This window comes from Mesorhizobium sp. M2A.F.Ca.ET.043.05.1.1 (assembly GCF_003952445.1).
Classification (GTDB): domain Bacteria; phylum Pseudomonadota; class Alphaproteobacteria; order Rhizobiales; family Rhizobiaceae; genus Mesorhizobium.
Map to the genome: position 1 here is coordinate 3,446,576 of NZ_CP034446.1, position 17,109 is coordinate 3,463,684.

At 65.1% G+C, this 17,109-nt stretch carries 16 protein-coding genes; 6 read left to right on the plus strand and 10 right to left on the minus strand.

All coding sequences use genetic code 11. The features are described from left to right. Positions 1 to 139 precede the first annotated feature (139 nt). A complete protein-coding gene (locus EJ069_RS16985; RefSeq protein ID WP_126062277.1) occupies positions 140 to 1,414 on the minus strand; it encodes an MFS transporter in 1,275 nt (424 codons plus the stop codon). 113 nt (positions 1,415 to 1,527) lie between these two features. Between EJ069_RS16985 and EJ069_RS16990 the strand changes: the two genes are divergently transcribed. Beyond that, positions 1,528 to 2,448, plus strand: coding sequence for a LysR substrate-binding domain-containing protein (locus EJ069_RS16990; protein WP_126062278.1), 921 nt, complete (start codon positions 1,528 to 1,530; stop codon positions 2,446 to 2,448). 236 nt (positions 2,449 to 2,684) lie between these two features. On the opposite strand, the gene der is transcribed toward EJ069_RS16990, so the two are convergent. Both der and EJ069_RS17000 read right to left on the minus strand, forming a co-directional pair. Continuing rightward, positions 2,685 to 4,115, minus strand: coding sequence for a ribosome biogenesis GTPase Der (gene der, locus EJ069_RS16995; RefSeq protein ID WP_126062279.1), 1,431 nt, complete (start codon positions 4,113 to 4,115; stop codon positions 2,685 to 2,687). A gap of 67 nt (positions 4,116 to 4,182) precedes the next feature. Continuing rightward, positions 4,183 to 4,848 carry a tetratricopeptide repeat protein gene (locus EJ069_RS17000; RefSeq protein WP_126062280.1) on the minus strand — a complete coding sequence of 222 codons (666 nt, stop codon included), beginning with the start codon at positions 4,846 to 4,848 and terminating at the stop codon, positions 4,183 to 4,185. A 202-nt stretch (positions 4,849 to 5,050) separates the two neighbouring features. On the opposite strand from EJ069_RS17000, the gene EJ069_RS17005 reads away from it, so the two are divergent. Next, entirely contained in the window at positions 5,051 to 6,061 is a 1,011-nt protein-coding gene (locus EJ069_RS17005; protein WP_126062281.1) for a polysaccharide deacetylase family protein, read from the plus strand. Between the two features lie 109 nt (positions 6,062 to 6,170). Here EJ069_RS17005 and sbmA read toward each other — a convergent pair whose 3' ends face one another. The 3 genes from sbmA to EJ069_RS17025 all read right to left on the minus strand — a co-directional run bounded on the left by sbmA (position 6,171) and on the right by EJ069_RS17025 (position 9,192). Further along, a complete protein-coding gene (sbmA, locus tag EJ069_RS17010) occupies positions 6,171 to 7,448 on the minus strand; it encodes a peptide antibiotic transporter SbmA (protein ID WP_126062282.1) in 1,278 nt (425 codons plus the stop codon). A gap of 122 nt (positions 7,449 to 7,570) precedes the next feature. Beyond that, positions 7,571 to 8,728, minus strand: a complete 1,158-nt coding sequence (locus tag EJ069_RS17015; protein ID WP_245456144.1) for a YbfB/YjiJ family MFS transporter — start codon at positions 8,726 to 8,728, stop codon at positions 7,571 to 7,573. 263 nt (positions 8,729 to 8,991) lie between these two features. Continuing rightward, positions 8,992 to 9,192: a hypothetical protein gene (locus EJ069_RS17025; RefSeq protein WP_126062284.1), complete on the minus strand. Its 201-nt coding sequence runs from the start codon at positions 9,190 to 9,192 to the stop codon at positions 8,992 to 8,994. A 97-nt stretch (positions 9,193 to 9,289) separates the two neighbouring features. On the opposite strand from EJ069_RS17025, the gene EJ069_RS17030 reads away from it, so the two are divergent. The 3 genes from EJ069_RS17030 (at position 9,290) to EJ069_RS17040 (ending at position 11,973) form a co-directional block, all read left to right on the plus strand. Then, complete coding sequence (locus tag EJ069_RS17030; RefSeq protein ID WP_126062285.1) at positions 9,290 to 10,204, plus strand: LysR substrate-binding domain-containing protein; 915 nt, start codon at positions 9,290 to 9,292, stop codon at positions 10,202 to 10,204. 127 nt (positions 10,205 to 10,331) lie between these two features. Further along, on the plus strand, positions 10,332 to 11,588 hold the full coding sequence (locus EJ069_RS17035) for an aminopeptidase (RefSeq protein ID WP_126062286.1): 1,257 nt from the start codon (positions 10,332 to 10,334) through the stop codon (positions 11,586 to 11,588). A 22-nt stretch (positions 11,589 to 11,610) separates the two neighbouring features. Next, positions 11,611 to 11,973 carry a DUF488 domain-containing protein gene (locus EJ069_RS17040; protein ID WP_126062287.1) on the plus strand — a complete coding sequence of 121 codons (363 nt, stop codon included), beginning with the start codon at positions 11,611 to 11,613 and terminating at the stop codon, positions 11,971 to 11,973. Between the two features lie 205 nt (positions 11,974 to 12,178). Here the strand turns inward: EJ069_RS17040 and EJ069_RS17050 are convergent, their stop codons facing one another. Together EJ069_RS17050 and EJ069_RS17055 are read right to left on the minus strand one after the other, a co-directional pair. Then, the gene (locus EJ069_RS17050) at positions 12,179 to 12,532 is read right to left on the minus strand and encodes an ArsC family reductase (RefSeq protein ID WP_126062288.1); all 354 of its coding nucleotides are present in this window, start codon (positions 12,530 to 12,532) and stop codon (positions 12,179 to 12,181) included. Between the two features lie 185 nt (positions 12,533 to 12,717). Continuing rightward, positions 12,718 to 13,071 (minus strand): SnoaL-like domain-containing protein, encoded by a 354-nt coding sequence (locus EJ069_RS17055; RefSeq protein ID WP_126062289.1) that lies wholly within the window; start codon positions 13,069 to 13,071, stop codon positions 12,718 to 12,720. Between the two features lie 307 nt (positions 13,072 to 13,378). Between EJ069_RS17055 and EJ069_RS17060 the strand changes: the two genes are divergently transcribed. Next, positions 13,379 to 14,092 (plus strand): SOS response-associated peptidase, encoded by a 714-nt coding sequence (locus EJ069_RS17060; protein WP_126064768.1) that lies wholly within the window; start codon positions 13,379 to 13,381, stop codon positions 14,090 to 14,092. A 471-nt stretch (positions 14,093 to 14,563) separates the two neighbouring features. On the opposite strand, the gene EJ069_RS17070 is transcribed toward EJ069_RS17060, so the two are convergent. Both EJ069_RS17070 and EJ069_RS17075 read right to left on the minus strand, forming a co-directional pair. Beyond that, on the minus strand, positions 14,564 to 15,541 hold the full coding sequence (locus tag EJ069_RS17070) for a 2-dehydropantoate 2-reductase (RefSeq protein WP_126062291.1): 978 nt from the start codon (positions 15,539 to 15,541) through the stop codon (positions 14,564 to 14,566). Beyond that, positions 15,541 to 17,070, minus strand: coding sequence for an acyl--CoA ligase (locus EJ069_RS17075; protein WP_126062292.1), 1,530 nt, complete (start codon positions 17,068 to 17,070; stop codon positions 15,541 to 15,543). The genes EJ069_RS17070 and EJ069_RS17075 overlap by 1 nt, the downstream gene beginning before the upstream one ends. Between the last annotated feature and the right edge of the window lie 39 nt (positions 17,071 to 17,109).

Here is a 17,109-nt window from a genome sequence, read left to right on the forward strand (position 1 = left end):
AAAATGAAGCATTAACCTTGATGCGGGGTTAACGACATCGATCATGTTCTTTTCATGTTTGAGAGAAGCCGGCTTGCCGTTTCCACAGCAAGCCGGCGAATAATCGGGCCTGAATGGGGATGAATCAGGTTCGGACTAGTCAGGCGGGGCGCAGGAAAATCGGGAAAGCGAGCGCCGCGCAGATCGCCGCCGCGAGCCACACACCGGGCCACGCGAAGACCACGAGCAGCCACGGAATGGCGATCGGCACCAGGCAGAAGCCGACGAACACAAAGCTGTTGGCGAGGCTGAGCGCGGTGCCGACATGGCCGGCGCCGGCAAGCGTGGCAAGCTCGGTATAGGCGACGCCGTGCCAGGCGGAGACGAATATGCCGGCAACGACGACCATCAGCGGAAGCAGCGGCAACAGCAGTGGTGCTCCGGCCGAGCCCATCACCAGCAGCCACAACGACAGGAAGGCAAATGCGCTCAATGCGCTGCAGACTTTCAGGAAGGGACGGCGGTTGCCGTGACGGTCGGTGAAGCGGCCGCTCCAGACACGCATCACCATGGCGCCGGTCTGCACGGCGGCGAGGGTTGCGCTGGTCACCCATGTGCCCATGTCGGCGAAGTCGTGCAGGAAGACCGAGGCGAAGGTCAGCACCGCGACCTGCGGGAAGCAGAGCAGGCCGATGGCGGTCGAGATGCGCCACACTTGGATGTTGCGCAAGGGCGCCGGGCCGGTTGTCGCCGCGGCGGCGTGGCTACCGCCTTCCACCGGCGGCTCGTGCAGCCAGCGCCAGGCAAAATAGGCCGAGACGGCGGAGACGGCCGCAAGCAAGCCGAAGACCGCGGCAAAGCCCGGAGCCAGCGCCAGCGACGGCAGGACAAGCGCGCCAAGCCCGCCGCCGAGCGGCACCGCCGTCTGCCTTATGCTCATGGCGAAGCCGCGCTCGCCCTCTGCGAACCAGCCCATGATGGCACGGCCGCTAGAGCCGTTGACGCTGCCGCCGAGCAGGCCGGCGACAAGCAGGCTCGCCGAAAGCAGCGTGACGCCGGGAACGGCCATTTTCGTCGGCACGACGAGCAGCGCCATGATGAGAAGCCATGCCGCCGTCGCGCCGAGCCCGGTCAACAGCACGCGGCGGTCGCCCCAGCGGTCGGTGAGCACGCCCCAGGGCAGCTCGCTCAGCGCCACGCCCAGGCCGAGAAACCCAAGCGCGAGGCCGAGCGAGGCATTGTCGAGGTGGTAGCCCTGGCGCATCGCCACCGCAGTCGCCGGAATACCGGAGAAGGTGGCGGAGAAGCCGGCATTGGCCGCAACGCCGGTGCCGAGCACCTTCCAGCGATGGTTGGGACCGAAGGCGCGGCGCGCGGAGGTGACGGCGGCTGCATCAGGCTGTTGGCAGTCGCTGCGTGTGACGATGGCGGACATGATCCATTCCCGTGACGGCCGGCTGAGGCTTGACGGACCGGATGTAGCGCCATAGCTTCATCCATAAAATCAGGAAGTTTTTGATCAATACTCCTGAAAATCGGGACAATCTCATGCGCCGTGTCACATTCGATCTCGATGTCCTCAGAACCTTCGTCACCGGCATGGAGCTGGGCAGCTTCGCCAAGGCGGCCGAACGGCTGGGACGCTCGACCTCCGCGGTCAGCGCCCAATTGAAGAAGCTCGAAGAGCAGGCGGATACGCCGATCTTCCGAAAGGCGGGGCGCGGCCTGGCGCTGACCGAAGCCGGCGAAACCATGCTCGGCTATGCGCGGCGGCTGATCGAGCTCAACGACGAGGCGGCCTCCGCCATTCGCGACGTCGAGCTGGAAGGCTGGGTGCGGCTCGGCCTGCAGGAGGATTTCGGCGAGGCCGTGCTGCCCGACGTGCTTGGCCGCTTCGCCCGCGCCCATCCCAAGGTCCGCATCGAGGCGCGGATCGGACGCAGCCACGACCTAGCCGAGCGTGTCCTGTCAGGCAATCTCGACATCGCGCTCGCCTGGCATGACGGCACCACCCTGCCCTACAGCCGCCACGTCGCCGATGTGCAGTCGCGCTGGATCGGTCCGGCGAAGCCAATCGAGGCGGGTCCGCGCAATGGCGAGCCGCTGCCGCTGGTGGTGTTCGAGGCGCCGTGCTTGTTGCGCACTGTCGCCACGGAAACGCTCGATCGCGCCGGCATGCCCTGGCGCATGGCATTCTCCAGCCCCAGCCTCGGCGGCATCTGGGCGGCGGTGGCGGCCGGCCTCGGCCTGACGATCCGCACCGATATCGGCCTGCCCGCCAATGTCAGGGCGATCGCGCCGGACGTATTGGGGCTTCCCGCCCTGCCGATGATGGCGCTGCATCTGCACCAGAAGGACGCCGAACTCGATCCGGTGGCGGCGCGGCTGGCGGAGATTCTTTTGCAGGCGGCGCTGGAGACGCTGCCGGATGGGGCGCGGGCGAAGGAGAGGCTGCGGGAAGTGGCCTAGTTTCTCGGCCGACGCCCCGCGCTTTCGTCATTCTAGGGCGGAGCAAGGAGCGAAGCGACGCGCGCAGACCCTAGAATCCATTCCGTTACGTCGAGCGAAGGGTGCAGCGGCGCAGAATCCTGAACCGCCGCGGCGCCTCGAAGTCACGGCATGGATCCTCGGGTCTGCGCGCGTCGCTTCGCTCCTTGCTCCGCCCGTGGATGACGAGGGGATCAGCGTCGGCTTCTCCCCAGATGTCACCGCTTCTTCGCGCGGCCTGCGAACGGATTGTCCGACGTCCGCAGTGCCATGCGGATCGGCACGCCGGGCATGTCGAAGGCCTCGCGCAGGCTGTTGGTCAGGTAGCGGACATAGGATTGCGGCATCGCGTCGGGCCGCGAGCAGGAGACGACGAAGCCCGGCGGGCGGGTTTTTGCCTGGGTGACATATTTGATCTTCAGCCGGCGGCCGGCGACGGCGGGCGGCGGATGATGCGCCAGGATGCCTTCCAGCCAGCGGTTGAGCTTGCCGGTGGAGACGCGGCTGTTCCAGACCTTGTGCGTCTTGATGACGCTTTCCATCAGCTTGTCCAGGCCACGCCCGGTCTCGGCCGACACCGTCACCGCCTGGATGCCGCGCACCTGCGGCAAGAGCCGCTCGGTCTTTTCGCGCAGCTCGGCCAAAAGCTCCTGCGGGTTGTCGATCAGGTCCCATTTGTTGAAGGCGATGACCGGCGCCCTGCCCTCGCGGATGATCAGGTCGGCGATCTGCAGATCCTGCTTCTCGAAGGGGATGGTCGCGTCGAGCACGATGATGACGATCTCGGCAAAACGGATGGCGCGCAGGCCATCCTGCACCGAGAGCTTTTCCAGCTTCTCCTGCACCTTGGACTTGCGCCGCATGCCGGCGGTGTCGAACAGCTTTATGCGGCGGCCGCGCCAATCCCAGTCGACCGAGATCGAATCGCGCGTGATGCCGGCTTCCGGGCCGGTGAGCAGCCGCTCCTCGCCGATGAGCGCGTTGATCAGCGTCGACTTGCCGGCATTCGGCCGGCCGACGACTGCGATGCGCAGCGGCTTGGTGTCGTCATAGGCGGGCTCGGCATCCGGGTCGGCAATGTCCTCGCCGATCAGCACCTCGCTGGCGGCGATCTCGCCGCTGTCCTCCTCGTCGTCCTCGCCGAAGACCCGCTCCTCGCCAAGTGCTTCGACCACCGCGTCGCGCAGGTCGGGCATGCCCTGGCCGTGCTCGGCCGAGACCGGGATCGGCTCGCCGAGACCGAGTTCCCAGGCCTCCAGCATGCCGCCTTGCGCGCCGCGCGCCTCGGCCTTGTTCGCGACGAGCACCACGGGCTTGCCGGATTTGCGCACGACGTCGGCGAAGGTGCGGTCGTCCGGCATCAGGCCGGACTTGGCATCGACGGTGAAGAAGATGAGGTCGGCCTCGCGGATGGCGATCTCGGTCTGCTGGCGCATGCGGCCGGGCAGCGTCGAGGCGGCGGCATCCTCGAAGCCGGCGGTGTCGATGACATCGAAATGAAGATCGTAGAGTTTTGCCGCATGGACGCGACGGTCGCGCGTGACGCCCGGCGTGTCGTCGACAAGCGCAAGCTTCTTTCCGACCAGCCGATTGAAAAGAGTTGACTTGCCGACGTTAGGCCTGCCGATGATGGCGACTTTGAAGCCCATCCAGTCTACCGTTCATTTTGCATGTCGTTTGTCCCAAAACCGCTGCGCACTTTTGGGCGACATGCAATCACGACGCGTTGCCCGACCCGCGGATCAGCTCAGACATCAGCTGCGCCCGCTGGCGCACATTGCGCGGGGCAGCCTCATCCGAAGAGATCTGGTCGAACAGTTTGAGCGCATCGGCCGACTTGCCGTCCTTCCAGGCAGCAAGGCCAAGCGCCTCGCGCGCCGAATGGCGCAGCGGATTGGTGTCGGCGGTGAGTGCCTCGACGCGGCTGGAGACATCGGCGAAGGAGCCGTGGTCGACGAGCAGCAGTGCTGCTCTCAGCCGCGCGATGTCGCGGATGCCGGCGGGGATGGCGTTGTCGGCGGCGACTTCGTCGAAATCCTTGACCGCGCCGTCGACGTCGCCCTTGTCGGCCTTGACGGTAGCGGCGCGCATGCGGGCGAGCAGCGGATAGGCGCCGTAGCCGTCCTTCTCCAGTTGGTCGAGAGCGGCGATCGCCTCGTCGTTCTTGCCGTCATTGGCGAGCTTGAGGGCCGCCGAGAAGGCGTCGCCCGAGCGGTTGGCGCGGCTCTCGTCCCAGTAGCGGTAGCCGACGACGGCGGCCGTTCCCAGCACGATCAGGATGGCGATGCCCAGAATGGCCGGGCCAAAACGATCCCACAGCGCCTGCGCCTGCTCGCGACGAATCTCTTCGTTGACTTCGCGGATAAAACTGTCGTCCGACATCAATCAAAACCATTATTGCCCCAGAGAAGGGCGCTTCTTGAGCCCGCGTTTTAGCGAAAATTTGTCGGCATGGAAGGGGGCGGGCCGGAAAATCGGCTGAGAACGCCAGATGCCGCACGGGGCTTGCCGGATCGCATCGACGCCACATTTGCGCGATAGCCGGCTTCCGATCGGCCGGAAGGGTCCTGCCAGAAGGTTGCCAATGCTTCGTTCGTACCGCGTCCTTGCCTACAGTCTTGCTTCGCTCGCCTCAGCCAATGCCGCCTTCGCCGATCCGCCGAAACCGCCGGCCGTTTCGCCGGCCAGGCCCAAGCAGGTCGTGCTGATTTCTTTCGATGCCGCCCGCGAGATCTCGCAATGGCAGCGAAGCCGAGCGCTGGCAAAGCGCACCGGCGCGCATTTCACCTATTTCCTGTCCTGCGTGTTCCTGCTCTCGCCGGACACGCGACAACAATATGCCGGCCCCGGCAAGGCCGCCGGCAAATCCAATGTCGGCTTCGGCGCCTCGAAACAGGATGTCGCGGATCGGCTTGAGCAGGTCAGGCTGGCGGGGGCCGAAGGCCATGACATCGGCAGCCACGCCTGCGGCCATTTCGACGGCAAGGACTGGAGCAAGGCAGACTGGCTGGCCGAATTCGCATCCGTGCGGCGCATCTTCGAAAACGCCTATGCGATCAACGGCATCCCCGAACCGGCCGACTGGCGTGATTTCGCCCGTCATGCCGTGACCGGTTTCCGCGCGCCATATCTTTCGACCGACAAGGCGCTTTACGAAGCGCTGCCCGAGGCAGGCTTCCAATACGACGCGAGTGGCGTCTCGAAAGGCCCCGAGTTGCCGCCGACCCGTAACGGCACAATCCGTTTTGCCCTGCCCCTCGTTCCGGAGGGGCCGAAGGCGAAGCCGGTGGTCGCCATGGACTACAATCTCTATGTCCGCCATTCAGGCGGCGCCGAAAAGCCGGCCATGGCGGGCGAATTCACCGAGCGCGCCTATCAGGCGTTCCGCGCCGCCTTCGAGGCTGAGTACAACGGCAAGCGCCTGCCGCTGGAACTCGGCTTCCACTTCACGCTGATGAACAACGGCGCGTATTGGGACGCGCTGGAGCGCTTCGCCGGCGAGGTCTGCGTGAAAGCCGATGTCGAGTGCATCAGTTTTCGCGACTATGTCGCACGCCAGCGCGCCAGCCGCGCGCAGGCGAGTGTGGGCGGCTGACCGGACCCAGCCGCGCCCTAAAATCTTTCAGATTCGCTCCATGCGCTTTAGGTTTGATCTTACGCATGTCTCGATCCCGAAACCGGTTCCCACTTTCGGGAGACATGCTTTAACTTACCGGCTGATCTTCGGGACGCATGCCAGCCCGCTCGCGTTCCAGATAATGCTGATCGATAACCGGCAGTTGTTCGCCTTGCAGCGTCGCCTCGAAGGCACGCAAACGTTTGTGCACAGACTGCAGCTCGACAATCGTCGACCAAGAATTCAACAGGAACTGCAGCGAATTCGTCACCTTGCCGAACGCGTTCGAGATCTGGTTCAGCGCGCCAAACGTGATCTTGTGCGCGACCAGCGAAGGCCCGAGGATCAGCAGCGAGAAGATGTTGTCGGCCTGCAGGTAGGTGTAACGAACAACGTTGAAATAGATGTAGTGGAAATAGAGCTTGAAATAATTGCGACGGACGTTGTTGAACAATTGCGTCGTCGTCGCCGGCTGAGCCCGGTCGGGATGATCTTCGCCGTAGACAAGCTCCTTGCGATAAGCTGCCTCGACACGCTGGTTGCGAAACTGCAGGCCCGGGAGCTTAAGACCCGCCACCATGACGGAGATCGTTCCGAATAGACACCAGCCCAATGCCGCAACGACCAGTGGTTGAGGGACCGCGCCGATGATCGGCAATTCGGTGATGTGAGCCTGTAGCTGAATCAAGACCGGCAGAAAGGCGATCAGGGTCATGATCGACTGGACGAAGGTCGAGCCGAGGTCCTCCATGATCTGCGAGAAGCGCATCGTGTCTTCCTGGATACGCTGCGAGGCGCCCTCGATGTGGCGCAGCCGGCCCCAATTGGCCATGAAGTAATCGTTCATCGCGGTGCGCCAACGGAAGATCCAGTGGCTGACGATGAAGGCGTTGACCACCTGCACATTCATGCCGACCAGCGCCAGCCAGGAGAAATCGGCCAGCCCTTTGTAGAATTCTATGTTGGTCGAGGGAGTCGTTCCCGACATCAAGCCTTGGACGTAGTCGAAGAACGGACCATACCAATTGTTGACCGCAACCGAGATCTGAACATTGAAGTAGATGAAGAACAGGATGACGGCGGTCATCAGGATCGACCAGTTCTGCCACGGGTGCGGGGCGTACCAGCTCCAGAAGGCGTAGAAGATCGCCACGCAGGCGACGAAGTAGAGGTAGAACCACAGGAACGGCTTCGACCACAGCACTGCGATGCCGATGATGGGCGGCGTGCCGGCCGCTGCCGGCGGCAGGCCGAAGACGGCGCCCAGTTGCTCACCGCCGAAGAACCAGAACAGGATCGCCGCAAGGCTCCAGAGGGCGGCCGAGGTGAAGAAGAGCTTCGGCTGCGGGAAGAAAGATACGAACACTGTGGCGGGTTTCCTCGGTCTGACCGCAAATCAGCGGCGTTGCTGTTCGGCGGGCATAAGGTCACACATTAGGGGGAAAGAAAATGCCCTGCCCGATGCCCGGCATCGAACAAGGCCGCAAATCATGGCGATTTTGGCGCGGCCGACCAAGCAATGACGCCGGAGAGCAACAGGGCAACCGCTGCCATGATCGAGGCAAGGGTATAATTGCCCGACGCCTGGGCGAGCAGACCGGCGGCGACCGGGCCGACGATCTGGCCAAGGCCGAAGGCCGCCGTCATCACCGCGAAGACGCGGCGCGGCGCCCGCGGCGCGAGCTGTCTGCCCATCTGTATGCCCAGCGCCGTGATGGCGATGAAGGTGCCGCCGAGCAGGACGCCGGCGATCAGCGGCCCGGCGGCGCCCTTGACGACGACGCTGGCAGTGACGCCGACCACCTCGATCAGGCAGGTCGCGGCGTAAGCGGCGTAGATCCCGATGCGGGCGGCGAGCTTCTGCCAGAACCAGGTCGAGGGAAAGCCGGCAAGCCCGGCGACCATCCAGACGGTAGCCTCGAACACGCGCCCGCCGCCGCCCTGGCGGACGATGGCGACCAGGAAGGTGGCCGTCACCACATAGCCGAAGCCGAACAGCCCATAGGCGACAATCATCTTCGCCAGCGACCGGTCCTTCGGCAGCGCCGGCTCACGCCCGTCAACGCCATTGGCGGGATTGGCCGAGCCGGCGAGCAGCATGACGATGAGCAGGCCAACCACTGAGAGCACTCCGGACCAGATCCAGCCGGCGGCCCAATCCGCATGTTCTGAGACGAGGATCGCGAGCAGTGCCGAGGAGACGGCAATGCCGAGGCCGACGCCGCCGAAATGCAGCGCCTGCAGATCGCCGCGTCCGGCTTCCGCCAGATGGCTGAAGACGATCGAAGCCATGAACACCATGACGAAGGCGCTGGCGAGGCCAGCGAGGAAGCGGATAAGGAGGAAAGCGGCCATCGTCTCGTTGAGACCCATGAGCCCTGCGAGCACGGCGCTGGCGGCCAGGCCGGCGAACATCAGCAGGCGCTCCTGGCCATGCGCCCAGCCGCCGGCCGCGGCCAAAGCGCCGATGAGGTAGCCGAGATAATTGGCCGAAGCGATCCAGCCGGCATCGGCCGGGGTCAGGTGCAGTCCCTCCATCATGCCCGGCAGGATCGGCGTGTAGACGAAGCGACCGATGCCCTGGGCAACGGCAAGCGCGACCATGCCGGCAAAGGCAAGACGCAGGGGAGATGACGAGGCGTTCATTGCGGCGCACAATAAGAATGTGCGCTCGCGAAACAATGCGCTTGCGTTGGGCCAGCGGCGCGCCCCAGGCGTAGACGTCCCCTCACCCAGCCTCCGCTTCGCTCGGCTGACCATTCCGGGGCGAGCCACGGGTCTCGCCCGTCCTTCGGACCCCCGGTGGGGAGAGGAGACTGTCGACGCCGGCGCCAACTTCTTCTCCCCACCGGAGAGAAGGTGGCCGCGAAGCGGCCGGATGAGGGGGAGCGCCGCCGAAAGGCCAATAACTAGCGACAGCCCGCGCCTGCCGCCTCGTAGGCCGTCCGGCGAGCCGTCAGCCGGAACGGCATGTCGCCGAGTTCGCGCTCCGACATGGTGTAGAGCACGGGATGCGACAGCGGATCGTTGACCCAGCGGGTGATCTCGCCGTCGTCGCGCGGCTTGGCCTCGGTGCCGGAAAGTCCTTTCAGCAAAGATAAAATCTTCATTGGACAACCTCCTGCCTCAAGGTCAGTCCGGCTAAATTCTGCCCTTCCCCGACAGGTTTCAATTGAGATTTCGATTCGCACCCTTTAGAAAAACTGAATGGCTATGCTCAACCGCGTCCACCTCAACGGCCTGCGCGCCGTGGAAACCGTCGCCCGGCTGGGATCGCTGGCGGCAGCGGCGGCGGAGCTGAACGTCTCGGTCAGCGCCGTCAGCCAGCAGGTCAAGCGCACGGAAAAGCAGCTGGGACAGGCGCTGTTCGAACGCACGCCTGGCGGGCTGGTGCCGACCGAATTCGGCGCCGTCTTCACGGCGCGGCTGAGCGCCGGCTTCCGCGAGCTCGCGCAGGCAGTGGCGCTGGCCGACGAGGCCAATGAATGCACGCTGGTCGTCTCGGTGGCGCCGGCCTTCGCCTCGAAATGGCTGCTGCCCCGGCTGTCGCGGCATTTTTCCCGCCATCCGAACGTGCTTTTGCGCATCGACGCCTCGGCCAGGGTGGCCGACCTCGACCGCTCCGACATCGATATCGCCATCCGGCTCGGCGACGGCAAATGGCCGGGCGACCGCGCCGAGCTTCTGCTTGCGCAGGAGGTGTTTCCGGTCTGCGCGCCCTCGATCGCGGCCAGGCTGCACTCGATCGGCGATCTGGCGCAGACCTGCGCCATCACCGACGAGCGGGCGATGTTCAGCTGGGACAGCTGGTTCGAGGCCGCCGGCGTCGAGCCGGTCACCTTCCAGAAGGGCGCGCGCTTCACCGATCCGATGCTTTGCCTGGAATCGGCGATCGCCGGCCACGGCGTGATGCTTGCCTGGCAGTTGCTGACCGCCGACGCGCTGGCCGACGGTCGACTGGTCGCGCCCTTCGGGATCAGGGCCGAAAGCGGGCTCGGCTACTGGCTGGTGACCTCGGCCACCAAGAGCGAAAGCCGCAAGGTGCGCGACTTCAAGGCCTGGATTCGCGAGGAGATCGAGGCGACGGTGGCGCAGTTCCGCGCGCTGGACAGCGTCGCATAATCGCTGCGCCACTTTGAGACAACGCGGTCCGCCGTGCTTGAGAGCAGGCCCAGTCGATCGCGGTGGAAAGGTCAATCGCAGCGGTCTATGTAAGGATGAGAACCCCAACACAACGGCAGGCAGGATCATGACCACACATTCGCGCGGCGTTTCGGCAAGCATCGACCCGGTGAAGCTCGACAGGCTGGCCGAAGTCGCCATCAAGGTCGGGCTGCAGCTGCAGCCCGGGCAGGACCTGGTGCTGACCTCCTCGATCGCGGCGCTGCCGCTGACGCGGCGCATCGTCGAGCACGCCTACAAGGCGGGCGCCGGGCTGGTGACGCCGATCTTCAACGACGACGAGATCACGCTGGCGCGCTTCCGCCACGGCGCCGATGCCGGTTTCGACCGCGCCGCCGGCTGGCTTTACGAGGGCATGGCGAAAGCCTTCTCCAACAATGCCGCGCGGCTCGCGGTGCGCGGCGAAGATCCATCGCTGCTTTCTGCGCAGGATCCGGCCAAGGTGGCGCGCGCCAACAAGGCGAACTCGATGGCCTACCAGCCGGCGCTGGAGAAGATCACCGGCTTCGACATCAACTGGAACATCGTCGCCTATCCCGATCTCGCCTGGGCTCGCCAAGTGTTTCCGGGCGAGCCGGACGACGTCGCGGTGGTGAAGCTCGCCGACGCCATCTTCTCCGCCTCGCGCGTCGATGTCGAGGACCCGATCGGCAACTGGAAGGCGCATAACGCCGCGCTGGCCGAGCGCACGAAATGGTTGAACGAGCACAATTTCCATTCCCTGCATTTCACCGGGCCGGGCACGGATCTCACCGTCGGGCTGGCGGATGGCCATGAATGGATGGGCGGTGCCTCGACGGCGAAGAACGGCGTCACCTGCAATCCAAATATCCCGACCGAGGAGGTCTTCACCACGCCGCATGCCAGGCGCGTCGAGGGCCATGTCTCCTCGACCAAGCCGCTCTCCTACCAGGGCACGCTGATCGACGAGATTTCGGTGCGCTTCGAAGGCGGGCGGATCGTCGAGGCCAAGGCCTCGAAGGGCGAGGACGTGCTGAAGAAGGTGCTCGACACCGACGAGGGCGCGCGCCGCTTGGGCGAGGTAGCGCTGGTGCCGCATTCCTCGCCGATCTCGAAGAGCGGACTTCTGTTCTTCAACACGCTGTTCGACGAGAACGCCGCCTGCCACATCGCGCTCGGCCAGTGCTACTCGAAGTGCTTCGTCAACGGCGCCTCGCTCAGCCAGGACGAGATCGCCGCGCGCGGCGGCAACAAGAGTTTCATCCACATCGACTGGATGATCGGCTCCGACAAGATCGACATCGACGGGGTGGCCAAGGACGGCGGCCGCGTGCCGGTGATGCGCAAGGGCGAGTGGGCGTAACCTCCTCGCCAGCGGAGATGTGATGGCCTTCGACATAGCGGTGAAGCGCGTCTATGAGCCGCCGGCGAAAGCCGACGGCCAGCGCGTGCTGGTCGACCGCATCTGGCCGCGCGGCGTCGCCAAGAAGGACGCCGCGCTGACGCTCTGGCTGAAGGAGATCGCGCCAAGCGAAGCGTTGCGCAAATGGTTCGGGCATAAGCCGGAGCGCTGGGCGGGATTCCAGAAGCGGTATCGGGCGGAGCTCGATGTCAACAAGGAGGCGGTAGCGCAGCTGCGTGACCTGTTGCGCGAGGGCAAGGTGACGCTGCTCTACGGCGCGCATGACGAGGTGCACAACAATGCGGTGGCGCTGGCGGCGTACTTGGAAGCCCAAGCTAATTGTTGAGACGTCGAGTTCCTTCGCCCCCCTCTCTGTCCTGCCGGACATCTCCCCCTCAAGGGGGGAGATCAGCCGTCGCGACGGCTTTCGCCAATCGCCAACGTCGAAGAATGAGCGGAGCCGGCGAAGCTGCCAATCTCCCCCCTTGAGGGGGAGATGTCCGGCAGGACAGAGAGGGGGGCGAAGGAACTCGGCCTAAGAGTAGTCGCGCCTATTTTCCGCCCACCGCCTCCTCGTAAACCTCCGGCTTGAAGCCCACGAACACCCGCTCCCCCACCTCGAGCACCGGCCGCTTGATCATCGTCGGCTTGGCGAGCATCAGTTTCTTCGCCTTCTTCTCGTCCAGCCCGGCCTTGTCCGCCTCCGGCAGCTCGCGAAAGGTGGTGCTGCCCTTGTTGAGCAGCTTTTCCCAGCCGACCTTGCCGACCCAGCCGTCCAGTTTCCCAGCCTCGATCCCCTCGGCCCGGTAGTCATGGAAGCGATAGGGCACGCCGTGGCTTTCCAGCCAAACGCGCGCCTTCCTGATCGTGTCGCAGGTGGTGATGCCATACATGGTGATGGTCAAGGCGGGCCTCTGTCGGGTGGGGTTTCGAATCCGGCGGAAGCCTAGGCCGGCCCTGCAAGCTTTGCCAGCGTTTCGCGGTGGCCCGCATTTTGATGGCTGGGCAAAGCTGCCGACCAACTTGCGCAGACGATTTGAGGCTTACCTGGCAGCGGCCGGAGCCCGGCCGCCGCGTGCAATATCCGGCCTCAGTAGTAGAAACGCTCTTCGCTGATCTTACCGTTCTTGACCGTGTAGAGGCCGACCTCATCCATCTTGACGCGTTCGCCGGTCGATTTTGGCGTCACGTCGAAGCTGAAGCGCAAGGCGAACTGGTCGCCATTGACATAGGGACCCTCGACCGAACCGCCGTGAACCTCGTGATTGGCCTCCCACCATTCACTCTTCTGCTTGACGGCTTCCTTGCCGTTGCAGACGGCCATCGGCCCTTCCATGGCCTCGTAGCTGACGATGTCGTCGGCATTGTATTTCGCGGCGGCGCTGTGGCTGTCGCCCTGTTTGAGGAGCTCGGTGAAATCCTTGGCAATTTCCGCAGTGGTCATGATTTCCTCCCGGGTTTGGACCAGACATCAAGTAGGAACCGATTGTTCGCCTGCCAGCGGTGCGTCGCTCGGCAGGTGACAATTCGTGTCAGGATGGCGATGCCGCGCCATCAGAACCCAACAATCCAGTTCCCGCCAGCGCCTTGCAGCAGGGGGCAATGGTGCGCGGCCAGTTGGCCGGCCACGTGGAAACCCGAAAGGAGACCTTAGAGAGGTTCGAGATGCAGGCATGTTCGACCGACCAGTACAGGTCCGTGGGCCATTTTTGTTTCTGGATTACGCGCGATCGCTGAGGCATCGTGGGCAGATGTGCAACCTCTACAACATCACCACAAGCCAGGACGCCATCCGCGAGTGGACCCGCGCTATGCGCGACATCATGGGCAACCTTGAGCCCTCGCTGGACGTCTATCCCAACATGCTCGGCGCAGTGGTCCGCAATGCCCCCGATGGCCAGCGTGAGCTTGCCAAGCTGCTGTGGGGCATGCCAACGCCGGCAGAGCGGGTGAAGGGCAAGGCGGACTACGGGACCACCAACATCCGCAATCCGCAGTATGGCCACTGGCAGCAATATGTCGGCGTGGAGAACCGCTGTGTGGTGCCCGTCACAAGCTTCGCGGAGCCGAGCCCCACGCCCAACGACAAGGATCCCGAGACGGGCATACAGCGGAACTACTGGTTTGCGCGAAGCGGGGACCGACCCCTGTTCTTTTTCGCTGGCATGTGGACGCGCTGGCAGGGGGTCCGCAGGGTCAAGGACGGGCCTGGAGACTTTGAGCTTTACGGCTTCCTTACGACCAAGCCCAACGCCCTCATAGCGCCCATTCACGACAAGGCTATGCCGGTGATCCTCACCACCCGCGAGGAGGTGGACACCTGGCTCACAGCCCCGTGGCCCGAAGCGCGGCACATGCAGCGGACAGCCCCGGACGACGCCTTGGCGATTGTCGAGAAGCCGGCCACGCAGATCAAGTTCCCAAATGCCGGGAATGCGGCGGGTGGCCAAATGTCACTACTTTGACCGGGCTCTGACCCGGCGAGGAGATGATCTATCAATCTTTTTCGTCTCGCCAGATCACCCGCCGCACCATACGCACCCCCACAAGGCGCCTCACGCGTATCTTCACGCCCTGGACGGCGCTGGGCAGCAGAATGTCCACGTCGAACTCCCGCCGCTTGCAGCGCTCGCACCGCATGTGCCGCTCGACGTCCCAGAATGGAATGTCCCCCATGAGCTTGAGGAGATCTCCGGGGAGGTAGTGATGGGTGATGTTGCAGTTGATGCACCGGACGCGGATTAACTGCCCGATTTCATGGGCACGGCTTAGCGTCTGGACGACGCGTCGGGATCTGCTGCTGGGCTCCGGCATGCCCTACGAAATAGGAAAGTGTTCCTCGCGGAGTCAATTCGAGCGAAACCCTTTTGTTCTATTTTTGTTCATTGTGGCAGTTAGAGCTATCGGAGTGACGGAGCTTCAGGACCGGCGTTCCTCTAATAACACCCGCGCTCGATCGCCAGCCGCCGCACCAGCGCCAGCACGCTGTCGATGGTCGGCGTCGGCTGGCCGGTCAGGCGGCCGAGCTCCTGCACCGCCGTCACCAGCGCGTCGATCTCCATCGGGCGGCCGCGCGCGAGATCCTGCAGCATCGAGGTCTTGTGCTCCCCGACATCGCCGGCGCCCTTGATGCGGCGGTCGACGGGGATGAGGAAGCGCACGCCGAGGCGCTCCCCGATCGCCTGCGCCTCCAGCATCATGGCGCGGGCGACGGCGCGCGTGGCTTCATCGGCGACGATGGCCGCAAGCGTGCTGCCGGTCAGCGCCGAGATCGGGTTGAAGGAGAGATTGCCCCAGAGCTTCACCCAGATCTCCGAGCGGATGTCCTCGCGCACCGGGGCCTGCAGCCCGGCCTTGACCATTTCGCGCGCCAAGGCGGCGGCCCGCTCGGTCTTCTCGCCCGAAGGCTCGCCCAGCGAGAAGCGCGTGCCCTCGACATGGCGGATCAGGCCGGGCGCGTCGACCTCGACGGCGGGATAGACGATGGAGCCGATGACGCGCTCCGGTCCGATGCGCTGCCAGATCGCACCGCCTGGATCGACCGCGTCGAGCCGCGTGCCTTCGAGCGCACCGCCTGCCTTGTGGAAATACCACCAGGGCACGCCGTTCTGCATGGTGACGACGGCTGTGCCCTCGCCCAGCAGCGGCGCGATCTGCTCGAGCGCCGGCGCCAGTGAATGCGCCTTCAGCGCCAGCACGACATAGTCCTGCACGCCGAGGTCTTCCGCACGGGAGGCAGCCCTCACCCGCGCGACTGTCTCGTTGCCGTCCTCGATCAGGCGGAGTCCGCCAGCCTTGATCGCCTCCAGATGCGCGCCGCGCGCCACGATCGATAGATCGACCGAGCCGGCGATCGCGAGTTTCGCGGCAAGATAGCCGCCGATGGCGCCGGCGCCAAAGACCGTGATGCGCATCAGCCGAGCCCGAGCTTTGCCGCGAGGCCGATGCGCTGCAATTTGCCGGTGGCGCCCTTCGGAATCTCGTCGAGGATCACCACCTTGCGCGGCACCTTGAAATCGGCGAGCCGGGTCGCGGCGAAACCGCGAATGTCGGCCTCGCTGGCGCTCTGGCCCTCGCGCAGCACGACAGCGGACGCCACCTCTTCGCCCAGCTTGTCATGCGGCATGGCGAAGGTGACCACCTGCGCCACCGCCGGATGGTCCATCAGCACGTCGTCGACCTCGAGCGGCGAGATCTTCTCGCCGCCGCGATTGATGATCTCCTTCAGCCGGCCGGTGACGCGCAGGTAATTGTCCTCGTCGAGCACGCCCTGGTCGCCGGTGTGGAACCAGCCATGCGCGAAGGCGCTGGCGTTGGCATCCGGGTTCTTCTCATAGCCGGCGGTGACGTTGGGCCCGCGAATGACGATCTCGCCGATCTCGCCGGCTTTGAGCAATCGCCCGTCCGGCGCCATGACGGCGACTTCCGGTCCGGCCGGCGCGCCGACGCTGCCGGGCTTGCGCTGGCCAGGCGGCAGACGGTTGGATGCCATCTGATGCGCGGCCTCGGTCATGCCGTAGGATTCGATCACCGGGCAGCCGAAGGTCGCTTCGAGTTCGGCCATCACTTGCGCCGGAAGCGAAGCCGAAGAAGAGCGGATGAAGCGCAGCTTCGCTTCGGCAAGCTGCTCCGGATTGCGGGCGGCGCGCGGCAGGATCGCCTGGTGCATGGTCGGCACCGCCGTGTACCAGCTTGGTCTCGCCTCGCTGAGCCATTGGAAGAAACGCAGCGCGTTGAAGCCCGGCGTGCAGAAGACGCTGCCGCCGGCGGCGAGCGAGGAGAGCACCGCGGCGATCAGGCCGTGGATGTGGAACAGCGGCATGATGTTGAGGCAGCGGTCGGCCGGCGTCAGGCCGAGCGTGGCGCCGATATGCGCAGCCGAAGCGGCGAGATTGGCGTGGCTGAGCGGCACGAGTTTTGGGCGCGAGGTGGTGCCGGAGGTGTGGAGCAGAAGCGCAACGTCGCCGTCCTCGGCCGATCCGGAGGAAACCGGCGGCCGGACCGGAGCGCCCTCGATCGTGAAGATACCGGCGGGCGACCCTTCCGACACGACCAGACGAAGCACCGGGATGCCGAGGCGCGCGGCCGCCTCGACCGAGCGACCTGCCTCATCCTTGCCGACGAGGATCGCCTTGACGCCGATGTCGGTCAGATAAAAATCGAGCTCGTCGGCGCGGTAAGCTGGATTGAGCGGCGCGGTGGAGGCGGCCGCCGCCACGGCGATGAAGGCCGTGGCCATTTCGGGGCCGTTGGGCAGCACGATGGCGACGCGATCGCCACGGCCGATGCCGAGCGCGTTGAGCCGTGCCACGGTATCGCGGATCAGGTGGCGCAGCCCGCCATGGGAAAGAGCTGCGCGGTCGGGCGCCAGGATCGCCGGCGCGTCGTCGGCGCCGGGGGCAAGACGATGAGCAAGATCGGTGGGGTTTTCGCTGCTTGTCATGGTTCTCGACTATGTTTCGAACGATCGGCCGATGTCCAG

Excerpts from the sequence above, each read along its gene's own strand:
- EJ069_RS16985 (WP_126062277.1), bottom strand. The coding sequence starts at position 1,414 with ATGTCCGCCATCGTCACACGCAGCGACTGCCAACAGCCTGATGCAGCC.
- EJ069_RS16990 (WP_126062278.1), top strand. The coding sequence starts at position 1,528 with ATGCGCCGTGTCACATTCGATCTCGATGTCCTCAGAACCTTCGTCACC.
- der (WP_126062279.1), bottom strand. The coding sequence starts at position 4,115 with ATGGGCTTCAAAGTCGCCATCATCGGCAGGCCTAACGTCGGCAAGTCA.
- EJ069_RS17000 (WP_126062280.1), bottom strand. The coding sequence starts at position 4,848 with ATGTCGGACGACAGTTTTATCCGCGAAGTCAACGAAGAGATTCGTCGC.
- EJ069_RS17005 (WP_126062281.1), top strand. The coding sequence starts at position 5,051 with ATGCTTCGTTCGTACCGCGTCCTTGCCTACAGTCTTGCTTCGCTCGCC.
- EJ069_RS17015 (WP_245456144.1), bottom strand. The coding sequence starts at position 8,728 with ATGAACGCCTCGTCATCTCCCCTGCGTCTTGCCTTTGCCGGCATGGTC.
- EJ069_RS17025 (WP_126062284.1), bottom strand. The coding sequence starts at position 9,192 with ATGAAGATTTTATCTTTGCTGAAAGGACTTTCCGGCACCGAGGCCAAG.
- EJ069_RS17030 (WP_126062285.1), top strand. The coding sequence starts at position 9,290 with ATGGCTATGCTCAACCGCGTCCACCTCAACGGCCTGCGCGCCGTGGAA.
- EJ069_RS17035 (WP_126062286.1), top strand. The coding sequence starts at position 10,332 with ATGACCACACATTCGCGCGGCGTTTCGGCAAGCATCGACCCGGTGAAG.
- EJ069_RS17040 (WP_126062287.1), top strand. The coding sequence starts at position 11,611 with ATGGCCTTCGACATAGCGGTGAAGCGCGTCTATGAGCCGCCGGCGAAA.
- EJ069_RS17055 (WP_126062289.1), bottom strand. The coding sequence starts at position 13,071 with ATGACCACTGCGGAAATTGCCAAGGATTTCACCGAGCTCCTCAAACAG.
- EJ069_RS17060 (WP_126064768.1), top strand. The coding sequence starts at position 13,379 with ATGTGCAACCTCTACAACATCACCACAAGCCAGGACGCCATCCGCGAG.
- EJ069_RS17070 (WP_126062291.1), bottom strand. The coding sequence starts at position 15,541 with ATGCGCATCACGGTCTTTGGCGCCGGCGCCATCGGCGGCTATCTTGCC.
- EJ069_RS17075 (WP_126062292.1), bottom strand. The coding sequence starts at position 17,070 with ATGACAAGCAGCGAAAACCCCACCGATCTTGCTCATCGTCTTGCCCCC.